Origin of the sequence: Pseudomonas asuensis, from assembly GCF_014646755.1 — a bacterium.
Taxonomy (GTDB): domain Bacteria; phylum Pseudomonadota; class Gammaproteobacteria; order Pseudomonadales; family Pseudomonadaceae; genus Chryseomonas; species Chryseomonas asuensis.
The window spans coordinates 297,195-310,640 of sequence record NZ_BMNW01000008.1 but is presented as its reverse complement, the minus strand read 5'-3'; the positions used below and the strand labels follow the sequence as shown (position 1 = coordinate 310,640).

At 46.5% G+C, this 13,446-nt stretch carries 11 protein-coding genes; 10 read left to right on the top strand and 1 reads right to left on the bottom strand.

All coding sequences use genetic code 11. From position 1 onward, the window contains the following. Positions 1-80 precede the first annotated feature (80 nt). The 10 genes from IEX86_RS18090 (at position 81) to IEX86_RS18045 (ending at position 12,777) form a co-directional block, all read left to right on the top strand. On the top strand, positions 81-326 hold the full coding sequence (locus IEX86_RS18090) for a hypothetical protein (RefSeq protein ID WP_188867533.1): 246 nt from the start codon (positions 81-83) through the stop codon (positions 324-326). 537 nt (positions 327-863) lie between these two features. Then, positions 864-2,306: a mannose-1-phosphate guanylyltransferase/mannose-6-phosphate isomerase gene (locus IEX86_RS18085; RefSeq protein ID WP_188867532.1), complete on the top strand. Its 1,443-nt coding sequence runs from the start codon at positions 864-866 to the stop codon at positions 2,304-2,306. A gap of 67 nt (positions 2,307-2,373) precedes the next feature. Further along, positions 2,374-3,168 (top strand): ABC transporter permease, encoded by a 795-nt coding sequence (locus IEX86_RS18080; protein ID WP_188867531.1) that lies wholly within the window; start codon positions 2,374-2,376, stop codon positions 3,166-3,168. Continuing rightward, a complete protein-coding gene (locus IEX86_RS18075) occupies positions 3,165-4,382 on the top strand; it encodes an ABC transporter ATP-binding protein (protein ID WP_188867530.1) in 1,218 nt (405 codons plus the stop codon). Before IEX86_RS18080 ends, IEX86_RS18075 begins: the two co-directional genes overlap by 4 nt. Beyond that, positions 4,379-6,001, top strand: coding sequence for a class I SAM-dependent methyltransferase (locus IEX86_RS18070; protein ID WP_188867529.1), 1,623 nt, complete (start codon positions 4,379-4,381; stop codon positions 5,999-6,001). The genes IEX86_RS18075 and IEX86_RS18070 overlap by 4 nt, the downstream gene beginning before the upstream one ends. Then, positions 6,001-8,526, top strand: coding sequence for a glycosyltransferase family 4 protein (locus IEX86_RS18065; RefSeq protein WP_188867528.1), 2,526 nt, complete (start codon positions 6,001-6,003; stop codon positions 8,524-8,526). Before IEX86_RS18070 ends, IEX86_RS18065 begins: the two co-directional genes overlap by 1 nt. Before the next feature lie 54 nt (positions 8,527-8,580). Beyond that, complete coding sequence (gene gmd, locus IEX86_RS18060) at positions 8,581-9,612, top strand: GDP-mannose 4,6-dehydratase (RefSeq protein ID WP_188867527.1); 1,032 nt, start codon at positions 8,581-8,583, stop codon at positions 9,610-9,612. Next, entirely contained in the window at positions 9,612-10,511 is a 900-nt protein-coding gene (locus IEX86_RS18055) for a GDP-mannose 4,6-dehydratase (RefSeq protein ID WP_188867526.1), read from the top strand. Before gmd ends, IEX86_RS18055 begins: the two co-directional genes overlap by 1 nt. Continuing rightward, positions 10,508-11,653 (top strand): glycosyltransferase family 4 protein, encoded by a 1,146-nt coding sequence (locus IEX86_RS18050; RefSeq protein ID WP_188867525.1) that lies wholly within the window; start codon positions 10,508-10,510, stop codon positions 11,651-11,653. Before IEX86_RS18055 ends, IEX86_RS18050 begins: the two co-directional genes overlap by 4 nt. Then, positions 11,650-12,777, top strand: a complete 1,128-nt coding sequence (locus IEX86_RS18045; RefSeq protein WP_188867524.1) for a glycosyltransferase family 4 protein — start codon at positions 11,650-11,652, stop codon at positions 12,775-12,777. The genes IEX86_RS18050 and IEX86_RS18045 overlap by 4 nt, the downstream gene beginning before the upstream one ends. Before the next feature lie 11 nt (positions 12,778-12,788). Here the strand turns inward: IEX86_RS18045 and cysC are convergent, their stop codons facing one another. Further along, positions 12,789-13,412 carry an adenylyl-sulfate kinase gene (gene cysC, locus IEX86_RS18040; RefSeq protein WP_188867523.1) on the bottom strand — a complete coding sequence of 208 codons (624 nt, stop codon included), beginning with the start codon at positions 13,410-13,412 and terminating at the stop codon, positions 12,789-12,791. Positions 13,413-13,446: the final 34 nt, after the last annotated feature.

Genomic DNA, 13,446 nt, shown 5'->3' with positions numbered 1-13,446 from the left:
CTTATGCGGGCCTTTTTGTTTTAGACGACGGCTGTCTATTAGACTCTAAAGGGTCCGTCCGAACATCGTGAGAGCTGTTGATGAACGAAAAAGAGCTGATTGCTATCGTTACCCGTGCGATTGATTCTGGCGAGTTACCGGATTTCAGCCCATCAATGACAGGCGCCTTACTCTTTGAAACGCTGATTGATGAGTGGGAGGTGCTAGGCGAAGAGAGCCGTGGAAACCTGTTGCTTGTCCTGAGCATTTTGGCTAAGGAGCTTTCGAGCGAGGCCAAGGCGGATAGAGAGACGCAAAAGATTCTGGATCGATTGCGTAAAAACTAACGTGGGAATGCCCCTTGTTATCACACGCTGACGCTAAACATTCTTGGTTTGCCTAATGGCTATAGAGATAACAAAGGCTCGTAATCTGCGAGCCGCGGCCGTTTCATTGGCTAGTTGAGTCGCTGCTGATCTTCCGCCTTCTTTATAGATGCACGTTCTGGAGCATGCAACAGGCAGAATTTGCCCGTTTCTGTTTAAAGAGAATCACGCTAGGTAGCCATGGTAAATAGCCTTAGAAACTAAATCTCGATGCAGATATTAATCAAGATGATGGCTTATTAATATCGTCTGGTTTCTTTGTATTAACCAATCCTGTCTCTTCCTATCAAGTTGAGTGACTTAGCTCCTTAGAAACTGTAATCATTATGGGATGTCTCTTGCGTCTAGTTCGTTGGGGGCTTAATGAGGTAATCCAATCCTCTATTCGCCGCTCCTGACGGGTTTAGATTAAAAGCATTATCATCTAGGCGGTTTGAGCTCTTCTCTGGCCTGTCCCGGTGACTGGACGGCCTTTATAAATCCAAGGTAATGGTTCTAATGAAATTAATTCCTGTCATCATGGCCGGAGGGGTGGGAAGCCGCCTGTGGCCTGTCTCTCGTGAAACCCATCCCAAACCATTCATGCCCCTCCCGGATGGTGAAAACCTTATACGTAAAACGTTTAAAAGAGCAGCAAGCCTTGGTGATGTTACCGAGGTGCTTACTGTCACCAATCGCGACCTCTTTTTCAAAACCGAAGACGAATACCGTCTTGTAGGCCGTAAAGAGCTTGCTCAAAGCTTTATTCTTGAGCCGTTTGGCCGTAATACCGCCGCCGCTGTAGCCGCTGCTGCCTTGCAGGTTGAGCAAGCCCATGGCGCTGAAGCGCTGATGCTGGTTCTGGCTGCCGATCATCTGATCCAGAACGAAGCTGCCTTCACTGCCGCCGTAGAAAAAGCCAAGATCCTGGCCGCCCAGGGATGGCTCGTGACATTTGGTATTCAGTCGCAATACCCCGAAACCGGTTATGGCTATATTGATGCCAATCCAGACAAGCCGCTTGAAGGCGGGTTGAAAGTTAATCGCTTCGTTGAGAAGCCAGATCTGGAAACCGCTAAGCAATATGTTGAAGCAGGCAACTATTTCTGGAACTCGGGCATGTTCTGTTTTGAGGTAGGCTCGCTGCTTAGCGAACTGCGTCGTTATGCTCCTGAGGTTATGGCAGAAGTTCACGCGACGCTAGATCAGTCTCGTGTCGCGGAAAGTGGTCAAAACCGCTATGTCACATTGGAAGCCGATGCTTTTGGCAGGGTGCCTGATATTTCTATCGACTATGCACTCATGGAGCGCTCTGAAAAGGTTGCTGTCATCCCATGTGATATTGGCTGGAGCGATATTGGTTCCTGGAATGCCATGAGCGAGCTGACACAGTCCAATAATGACGGCAATCGCTTCGAAGGTGAAGTGCTGGCGCACAAGGCTACCAATAACTATGTGAACAGCCCTGAGCGTTTGGCGGCACTGGTCGGCGTGCAGGACTTGCTGGTCATCGATACGCCTGATGCAGTCTTGATTGCACACAAGGACCATGCGCAGGACGTTAAGCACATTGTCAGCCAGCTCAAGAGTTCGGGTCACGAAGCGCATCTGCTGCATCGCACCGTGCACCGTCCCTGGGGCTCCTACACCACTTTGGAAGAGGGCGAACGCTTCAAGATTAAGCGGATCGTCGTCAAGCCAGGCGCATCCTTATCCCTACAGATGCATCATCACCGTAGCGAGCATTGGATTGTAGTTACTGGTATGGCTCGTGTCTTCAACGATGACCGTGAGTTCATGCTCAATACCAATGAGTCCACCTTTATCTCTGCTGGCCATAAGCATCGCTTGGAAAACCCTGGTGTTATCGATCTGGTGATGATCGAAGTGCAGAGCGGTGACTATCTCGGCGAAGATGACATTGTGCGCTTTCAAGATATTTATGGGCGTGCTGACGGTTAACCTGACTAACTAATAGTCATTCCATGAGCGGCTCTGTTAGACCGCTCATGACTAAGCAGAGGTATAAATGTTTGGTTTATTGAGAAGTCTTTGGGCTTATCGGGGATTTGTTATCTCCTCAATAAAAAACGAATTCGTTACCCGCTTTGCTCGTAGTCGACTCGGCGGGCTATGGATGATTATCCATCCATTGGCTCAGGTGGCGATCTATGCTGTCATCCTGTCCAATGTATTAGCTGCCAAGCTGCCAGGCATCGAGAGCAAGTACGCTTACGCCATTTACCTCATGGCAGGAATTCTCGCATGGAACCTATTCTCTGAAATCATTGGACGCTGTCTAACGGTTTTCATTGAACAAGGCAACCTGATGAAAAAAATGCGCTTTCCGCGCATTACATTGCCGGTGATAGTGGTCGGTTCCTGCTTACTTAACAATATGCTACTACTCGTCTCGATGCTGGTTGTATTCGCGATCCTTGGGCATATGCCGGGACTCGAAATGCTCTGGCTAGCCCCCCTAACATTAATCGTTGTTGCGCTTGGGGTTGGTATCGGACTTATTCTAGGTGTACTCAACGTCTTTGTGCGGGACATCGGTCAGGTCGTCCCTATCGTGCTGCAGGTATTGTTCTGGTTCACTCCAATCGTTTACCCGCTAAATATCATTCCTGTCGAGTTGAAAGGCGCTATCGAGAGCAACCCCATGTATCCCGTTGTGACGGCTTATCATGATGTGCTCGTTTATTCCACTTCGCCGGACTTACAACACATAGTCATTACTGGAGCCATTGCGATTGGTCTTTTACTTTTCGGACTGTTCCTGTTCCGTCGGGCTTCTCCAGAGATGGTGGACGCACTATGAGCCTTATGACTGTTACTCAGCTTGGTAAGGCCTATCGCCGTTATGCTTCTGAATGGCAACGCTTCGCTCGTTGGTTTGGTTTGTCGGTAAAGCCTAGTGAGGAGCATTGGGTTTTACGAAATATCGATTTTTCCATTGAGCCTGGAAAGGCTATTGGTATTGTTGGGCAGAATGGTGCCGGTAAATCGACCTTGCTCAAAATGATCACTGGTACGCTTCAGCCGACCGAGGGAAGCGTTCAAGTTAATGGCCGCATAGCGGCCATTCTCGAGCTTGGCATGGGCTTCAATCCAGAACTGACGGGGCGGCAAAATGCTTTGCATGCTGCAGGACTCATGGGGTACACCATGGAGCAGATACAGCAGGCCATGCCCGACATTGAGGAATTCGCAGAAATTGGCGAGTATTTCAATGAGGCGGTCCGTACTTATTCCAGCGGTATGCAAATGCGAGTGGCATTTGCTGTTGCAACTGCGTTCCGCCCAGAAATATTGATTGTGGACGAAGCGCTTTCTGTCGGTGACGCTTATTTCCAGCACAAGAGTTTTGATCGCATTAAAGCGTTTCAAAAAGAGGGGACCACACTCCTCATCGTTACTCACGATCGAAGCTCAATCCAGGCACTTTGTGACCGTGCAATTCTGCTTGAGGCCGGAAGCGTCATTAAAGACGGCAAACCTGAAGAAGTAATGGACTATTACAACGCCATTATTGCCGAAAAAGAAAACTCCACAGTTACTATCCGTAAACTGGATGATGGAACCGTTCAGACCAGTTCCGGGTCGGGCGAGGCTAGTATCGCCTCGGTCAGTCTGCATAACTCACGGGGTGAGATGATCGAATTTGCTTCTGTGGGCGAGCCGGTAAGTCTACGCGTAAAGATTGATATCAAGCAGGACATACCTGAGCTGGTAGTGGGTTACATGATAAAAGACCGGTTAGGACAATCGGTTTTTGGTACGAACACACATCACTTAGGATGCGTTCTAAAAGATCTAAAGGCCGGCGAGTCGCCCCAATACGATTTTAAATTTCTGGCTAATTTAGGGGTGGGGTCATTTTCAGTTGCAATTGCTTTGCATGCCCATGATACCCACCTTGTTTCTAATTACGAATGGCGTGATCTGGCATTGGTCTTCAACGTAATCAATGTTGCTAAAGATCAGTTTGTTGGCTTGACCTGGATGCCGCCGCAAGTGGAGTACAGCCGATGAGTGGTTCTTTTTACCGAGCTTTCGAAGATCGTTATCGTGGCTCGAGAGAGCTAATCAAAAATCGGCAAGAGGTCTACCTTCCATTCATCCAGCCGTTGAAGGAGCTCTATAAAGAATGTTCAGCGCTTGATATAGGATGTGGCCGGGGTGAATGGCTTGAACTTCTGATGGAAAAAGGTTTCCAGGCTCGAGGAATCGATCTTGATGAAGGGATGTTGGAGGCTTGCCGTGTATTAGAGCTACCTGCAGAACAAGGAGACGCTCTAGAGACACTAAAAGCCCTACCAGAGAGTAGTCAAGCTATTGTTTCGGGATTTCATGTTGCTGAACACATTCCTTTTCCTATTTTGCAGGACATCGTGACGGAGGCAGTGCGGGTGTTAAAGCCTGCGGGCTTGCTTATACTTGAGACGCCGAATGCAGAAAATATTGTTGTAGGGACAAACAACTTTTATCTTGACCCTACACATGAGCGGCCTATTCCGCATTTATTGCTTAGTTTTTTGACTGAATATAGTGGCTTTGCACGTACCAAACTATTGCGTTTGCAAGAAAATCTAGAAGAAGACTTAGCATCTGTTGGACTAAAAAGTGTTTTAGCTGGTGTGAGTCAGGACTATGCCGTTATTGCGCAAAAAGCAGGTGATGCGGAGAGCCTAGGTTTGTTTGACCATGTTTTTGCGGAGGAATATGGCGTTTCTTTGGATTTTCTTGCTCAGCAGTACGATGCTCGCATCAGGGAAACGATTCAAAGTATCGAAATCCGATTAAATGAGGGTTTAGAAAAAGAACTTTTGATAGGTGATAAGTTAAAGCAGCTTCAAGATGATTCGAGTCGTTTAGCAGAGGAAGTTAAGTCCGCAATTTTGAATGAATTTAATGTTAAATTTACTACTGTGGAAAAAAGGCTTGATGAGGTTCTGAGTAGTCAGAATGAATTTATAAACAAGCAGGTTTCCATCTATAAAAAGAGCATTGAAGACCTGCAGGTAGACTATAAAAAGAGCATTGAAGAGCTTCAGGCAGAGCTGCAGGCTGTTAGTAGTAGAAATAACTACCTTGAGGGTCTGAAAAATGAATTGCAGGCGCAAGAGGAGAAAAATAATTCTATTCAGCATCAGCTTAATGAGTCTTTAAGTAATGCGCACAATTGGTATTTAAGAGCTATAGATTATCAAGGGCAGATAGAGAAGCTTAAAGGGAGTTCTTCCTGGAAGGTTACTGCCCCGCTACGTTATATGGCGCTTAAGTTTGATACTGCAGGTGAGGCCGAGGTTTCTTTTCCAAGAAAATTCATAGTAATAACCAAGAAGCTAGCTCGCAATATTCTTGTAAAGACAATGCGCGGTGTTATTAATAATTCTGAATATAAGCGGCATGCTAAATCTTTTTTGGTTCGCTATCCAAGTTTATATAATAAACTAGTAAATATAGCTTATGGGGCAGGTTTGGTTGGCGGAAATAATTTTGTAAACAAGCCTTCCGTTACAGTTCCTTTTAATCCAAATTCATTTATTCAGGGCTTGGAACCTGATGATTCGGATTTGAGTGAAAGCGCAAAAATTTACTACCAGCGCTTGAAAAAAGCCATTCAGGAAAACAGTGAGGAAGCACGCTAATGCGTATTGTGCTTGACCTTCAAGGAGCTCAAACTGAAAGCCGCTTTAGAGGGATAGGCAGATATAGTCTATCTCTAGCGCAAGGTATTGTGCGTAATAAAGGTGAACATGAAGTAATCATTCTTTTGAACGGCCAGCTTCAGGACTCTATAGAGCCTATACGGGCAGCATTTGAAGATTTATTACCTCAAGAAAACATAGTAGTTTGGTACGGGCCTTCCTCTGTTGCTGAATGTATTACAGGAACCTCATGGCGCCGGCAAGCCGCTCAGCATCTTAGAGAAGCTTTTATAAAAAGCTTAAATCCTGATTTAGTGCATATAAGTACTTTGTTTGAAGGAGCTTACGATGACTGTGTTTGCTCTATCGGAGGCATAAGCAGAGAAATACCAACTGTCGTAACTCTTTATGACCTTATTCCTTTTATAAACTCAAATATCTATTTAGATCCATACCCTGTGTATAAAGAGTATTATCTAAATAGAATTGAGACTCTGAAGAAAGCTCAAGGCTGGTTAGCTATTTCAGAGTCATCCATGAAGGAAGCGATCGAGGTTTTATCACTTTCTAATTCATCCATATTTAACATATCGACAGCAGCGGATGAACGCTTAGCAGAGGTTAAGCTCTCTGATTTCGAAAAAAATCTGTTGCTTGAAAAGTACAGTATTCAGAAAGAGTTTGTTCTTTACACAGGAGGGGCGGACTCTCGAAAAAATCTAGATAGGCTTATAGAAGCCTATGCATTGTTGCCAAATAGTATTAGAGAACATCACCAGCTTGTATTGGCTGGTAAAATGCCTGCCGAAAATATTGCCAGTTTAAAGGCCCATGCAAAATCATATGGCCTGTTTGAGTCAGATCTAGTGTTTACTGGCTATATTACTGATGCTGAACTGGCTTCTTTATATGGTTGCTGCAAAACATTTATATTTCCTTCCTGGCATGAAGGGTTTGGCCTGCCAGCTCTAGAGGCGATGTGCTGTGGCGCGCCTGTTATTGGATCAAATACATCAAGTATTCCTGAAGTTATAGGCCTTGAGGAGGCTCTTTTTGATCCTTTGGATGCGAAGCAAATAAAGGCAAAGCTATATGAAGCGTTGTCTGATGGTGAGTTTCGTGCTCGTCTAAGAGCGCATGGCGTAGAGCAAATTAAAAAGTTCTCATGGGATCAAAGTGCAAAACTGGCTTTGGCTGCTTTTGAAGAGATTTCTCGTGCAAATGCCAAAGGTGAATCATTTTCTACTGATAAGGAAGATTTAATTCGGCTGGTTGAGCATGAAATATCCACAATAAAAGATGAGTTTCCCACTTATGATGATATAAAGCACTGCGCAGTAGCTATGGCAAGTAATTTTCGGGAAAGCAAAAAGAGAAGGCTCTTTATTGATATTTCCCAGCTTGTTCACGTTGATGCCAAGAGCGGTATACAGCGAGTAGTGAGAAGCATACTCAAAGAACTTTTAGATTCTCCGCCGGAAGGATTTGTCAGTGAACCTGTGTACGCAACGATGGATACACTAGGTTATAAATACGCACGAGAATTTATTGCTAGTCACTTTTCTGAGCATGCGGCTCTTGGCGGCGAAATTGATAGTTTTATTGAGTATGGTAATGGGGATGTATTTTTAGGTTTAGATCTACAGCATCATGTGGTTCTAAGGCAACAACCTACTTATAGCCTTATGCGTAATGCAGGTGTAAATGTCTACTTTGTTGTTTATGACTTATTGCCTGTATTGATGCCGGAGGTTTTTGTTGGCCCAATGGCGGACCTTCATAGCCGTTGGCTAAAGGCAATTTCTGAAAATAATGGCCTCTTGTGTATTTCACGTGCAGTTGCTAGTGAAATGGAGACTTGGCTTAAGCAGAATCCAGTAGAACGTCACCGCCCGCTTCATATTGACTGGTTCCATCTTGGTGCAGATGTAGAAAATTCTATACCGACTAAGGGGCTTCCCGATAATGCGGCGGAGGTTCTGGCCAAACTCAAGGAATGTCCGACATTCCTATCAGTGGGTACCATTGAGCCGCGTAAAGGGCACGATCAGACCTTAAAAGCCTTTGATCGACTCTGGCAGGAAGGTATTGAGGCCAACCTCGTATTGGTAGGTCAGGCTGGGTGGAATGTTGATGAACTTATCCATGACATCACGAGCCATAAGTTGCTTGGAAAAAGACTGTTCTGGCTGAAAGGCATCAGCGATGAGTATTTGGAAAAAATTTACCAGAACGCTACTTGTCTAGTATTCAGCTCCAAAGGCGAAGGGTTTGGCCTGCCTCTGATCGAAGCGGCCCAATTTGGACTGCCTATCATCGCCAGGGATATTCCTGTTTTTAGAGAGATCGCAGAGGATAACGCTCATTATTTTAAAGGAAGCAAAGCCGAAGATTTGAGTAAAGAGGTCAAGGCTTGGCTTGATTTAAGAAAGAGCGGCTTGCATCCATCGTCCAGTAATATGAAATGGCTGACATGGAAGCAGAGTGCAGAACAAATAAAAGCTAGGCTGACCTCAACGGCCTGATGCCAAAAGGTTGGTCTTGAAATAATGAGTTTAGTTTTTACCAAGGGAGCAGAAATGAAAGCGATCATTACCGGCATTACCGGCCAAGACGGAGCATATCTGGCAGAGCTGCTGCTGGAAAAAGGCTATACAGTTTACGGCACCTACCGTCGTACGAGTTCAGTGAATTTCTGGCGCATCGAAGAGCTGGGTATTGATAAGAATCCAAACCTGCACTTGGTTGAGTACGACCTAACCGACTTGGCTTCCAGTATCCGTCTGCTAGAGCGCACCGAGGCAACAGAAGTCTACAACTTGGCAGCGCAGAGCTTCGTGGGCGTGTCGTTTGATCAGCCGCTGACGACAGCAAATATCACTGGTCTGGGTGCGGTTAACCTGCTGGAAGCGATTCGTATCGTTAATCCGAAAATTCGCTTTTACCAAGCCTCTACTTCGGAGATGTTTGGCAAAGTCCAGGAAATTCCCCAAGTAGAAACCACACCATTCTACCCACGTAGTCCTTATGGTGTTGCTAAGCTGTACGCCCACTGGATGACTATCAACTACCGAGAGTCCTATGACATTTTCGGTACGAGCGGCATTCTGTTCAACCATGAGTCCCCGCTGCGTGGTCGCGAGTTTGTAACCCGTAAGATCACTGACTCGGTTGCCAAGATCAAGCTTGGTAAGCAGGAGGTTCTTGAGCTCGGCAATATGGACGCTAAGCGTGACTGGGGCTTTGCCAAGGAATACGTGGAAGGAATGTGGCACATGTTGCAAGCCAACCAACCAGATACGTTTGTTCTAGCTACAAATAGAACCGAAACGGTACGCGACTTCGTAAAGATGGCATTCAAAGCCGTCAATATCGAACTGCGCTTCCAAGGTAGTGATGAAAATGAAGTGGCTGTAGATGTCGAAACTGGCAAGACCATAGTGCGCATCAATCCTGCATTCTATCGTCCGGCCGAAGTAGAGTTGCTCATCGGTGATGCCAGCAAGGCCAAGGCTGTATTGGGCTGGGAACCTAAGACGACGCTTGAGCAGCTATGCCAGATGATGGTCGAAGCCGATCTGCGTCGTAACGAGATAGGATTCTCTTTCTGATGAACACAGCCAGTAAGCGTGTGCTTGTTACAGGAGTGAACGGTTTCACCGGGCGTTATATGCGGGCGGAGCTGGAAGCTAACGGATACGAGGTATTCGGTCTAGGAACGCATCCTAGTGATGATCCTAATTACCGCCAGGTAAGATTAACCGATGCCCAGGCGCTGCACACCGTACTGGCTGAAATCCAGCCGAACGCCGTGGTCCATTTGGCGGCCTTGGCGTTTGTAGCTCATGGCGATGCCAATGCATTTTACGAAACCAACTTGGTTGGTACTCGTAATCTATTGGAAGCAATTCATGCCTCGGGCTGTACGCCTGAGTGCGTGCTGCTTGCCAGTAGCGCCAATGTATACGGCAATGCCTCAGAAGGTGTACTGAATGAGCAAACAACACCTGCACCGGCTAATGACTATGCCGTAAGCAAGCTGGCTATGGAATATATGGCCAAGCTGTGGACGAACCGCCTACCTATTGTGATTGCAAGACCGTTTAACTATACCGGGCAGGGGCAGGCTCCCAGTTTTCTTCTCCCCAAGATTACCTCACATTTCATCCGCAAAGCTGAACGCATTGAGTTGGGTAATCTTGATGTATGGAGAGACTTTAGCGATGTACGTGCTGTAGTCCAAGCCTACCGTCGTTTGCTAGAGGTTAAGTCAGCTGGACTTACCGTTAATGTTTGTTCCGGTAATCTTTATTCGTTGAGAGAAGTGTTGTCGTTGTGTGAAACCATCACAGCTCATTCTCTAACTGTTGAAGTCAATCCCGCCTTTGTTCGAGCGAATGAGGTCAAAAAGTTGTGTGGCGACTCAACATTGCTTCGCTCTTTAATAGGCGAATGGAGCACGCCTTCGCTAGAGGAAACCCTACGTTGGATGTTGGCGGCACGTGAATGAAGGTTATTCTGTCTGTTGAGCCTGTGCGTTATCCGCTGACGGGTATAGGACGTTACACCTATGAACTGGCTCGACATCTACAAGCAAATGCAGCTATTGAGGACCTAAAGCTCTTTGCAGGGCGCTCTTTCCGATCGGAACTATCTGTGCCTCAGGCGACGCCGGGAGGAAGCCATCTCGTTAAACGTGCCATACAAAAAAATACCCTGTTTATCGAGGCCTATCGCGTCCTGAGCCAATATCTTAAAGGAAAAGCGCTCAAGGAGATGGGGGACTATCTTTATCACGGCCCCAATTTTTTCCTGCCACCTTTCCCAGGTCCTAGCGTAGTAACCTTCCATGACCTTTCACCATTTACCTGGAAAAATTGTCACCAGCCCCAGCTGCTTTCTTTTATGGAAAAAGGCATCAGCTACTCGCTTCGCACAGCCTCAGAGCTAATTACTGATTCTGAATACACACGACGCGAGTTGGCGAACTATTTCTCTTGGCCGCTTGATCGTATTCACGCTGTACCTTTGGCCAGTTCTGGCGAATTCAGCCCTAGAACCAACGCTGAAATAGAGCCCTTGCTAAGCAAGTACAGATTACAGTGGCAAGGTTATAGCCTGTTTGTCAGTACAATTGAGCCGCGCAAGAATATTGAAACGTTACTCGCCGCATATAGCCGCTTGCCCCAATCTTTACGGCTTCGTTATCCATTAATCCTAACGGGTTACGAAGGCTGGCAAAATGAAACCATCATGCAGCGGATCTCTGAGGCCGAGCGCGAGGGATGGGCACGTTATCTGGGGTTTCTGCCTAGTAGTGAACTCCCACTGTTATTCGCTGGGGCACGCCTGTTTACCTTTCCATCCCATTACGAAGGCTTCGGTTTGCCCGTACTTGAAGCAATGAGTTCTGGTATTCCAGTAGTTTGCTCAAACTCATCCTCATTGCCAGAGGTAGCAGGTGAGGCTGCCCTGATGTGTGAGCCAATGGATGTTGATGGCTTCACAGGCATACTCATGCGCGGTCTGGAAGATAATATATGGCGAGAGCAGTCAGTAATCGCAGGTCTTGCGCGCGCTGCTGAGTTCTCTTGGGCACGGTGCGCAAATGAAACCGTTCAGGTGTACGAGAAGGTTTTGTCTGTCAGATGATTAAAGTTCTTCATTTTTTCAAAACCTATCGTCCACAAACCTTTGGCGGTATTGAACAGGTTATTTATCAACTTGCAGAAGGTGGACTGCAATATGGTATTGAGTCGGAAGTTCTCTACTTAAGTTCTCAGGGCGCCACGCGTGATGAGAAGAATGGTCGGCATATCAGCCACCGCTCAAAGCTTGATTTTCATGTGGCCTCGACAGGCTTCTCATTGTCAGCTTTCCGTGATTTCGCTCAGTTGGCGAAGGCTGCTGACATTGTGCACTATCATTTTCCATGGCCGTTCATGGATGTGGCTCACTATGTTTCACGCATTGATAGGCCTACAGTAGTGAGTTATCACTCTGACATTGTTAAGCAAAAGACGCTGTTTAAACTATATCAACCTCTGATGAGGCGTTTTTTGGGAGATGTAGATAGTATTGTAGCGTCCTCTCCAGCCTATGCAGAGTCAAGCCCGGTGTTACGCCGGTATAGGGAAAAAGTATCTGTTATCCCTTATGGCTTAGATAAGGCTACTTATCCTGAACCTACTGTGGAGCGCCTAACCTATTGGCGCGGTGTTCTAAAAGAACCTTTTTTTCTTTTTGTAGGCGCCCTTAGGTATTACAAAGGGATTAACTTTCTCCTTCAAGCACTTCAAAGGACAGATATTACTTGTGTGATCGCGGGGGAGGGTTTCGAAGAGCAGGCACTTAAACAGCAGGCTAAACAGTTAGGTTTAAAGAAGGTTATATTTCCCGGCCTTTTGTCCGAAGAGGACAAAGCCGCTCTTCTGACATTGTGCTATGCCTTTGTATTTCCATCACATCTTCGCTCAGAGGCTTTTGGTATATCGTTGCTAGAAGCTGCAATGTATGGAAAACCTATGATTTCTTGTGAAATCAGTACTGGTACGAGTTTTATCAATTTGAATCAAGAGACTGGAATAGTGATTCCTCCAACTGACCCGCTCGCTTTACGGCAAGCTATGCTGACCTTATTGGGTAACCCTGAACAAGCAATCAGAATGGGTGAGAGAGCAGCAAAGCGTTATGAAGATGTTTTCTCAAGCGGCAAGATGTTGGAATCTTACGCTCAACTCTATAAGAGCCTACTCGCGAAGGATGCTCGCGGCTAGGGTGAGACTAGTTATAGTGTTGTGGCCTGCAAGCGCTTGACTGGGCTCCCTAGAGCTAGCTCGACCAGTTGCGCTATCGACGTTTCGAACGCGATCTTAGAAGTATCTAGCGTAAGATCGGGGCGAGTTGGCGGTTCATAAGGTGAGGAAAGTCCGGTGAACTCCTGAAGATTGCCCTTGCGTGCTTTGGCATATAGCCCCTTGGGGTCACGTGCTTCGCAAACTCTGAGCGGCGTACTGATATATACCTCACGAAAGCAATCTTTGCCAATAATAAGCCGGGCGCTTTCACGGTCTGCAATAAAGGGAGAAATGAAAGCTGTTATAACGATCAGGCCTGCCTCATTCATCAGCTTTGCAACTTCAGCGACGCGGCGAATATTCTCAGTGCGTGCCTGGACACTAAAGTTTAGATCTTTGTTAAGGCCATGACGGATATTGTCTCCGTCTAGCACAAAACATGCTTTACCCAAATCGATAAGCGCTTTCTCTAATGCAAAAGCAAGAGTGGATTTGCCCGCGGCGCTAAGGCCAGTCAACCACAAGGTTGAGGCATTCTGGCACAGCAGCTCCTCCCTTTCACGTTGACTAACCTTTCCTTGATGCCATACCACATCATGCTTGGCCTTGCTCATTCCTTCGGCACCTTCAGCGCTTTAAAAAAGATAT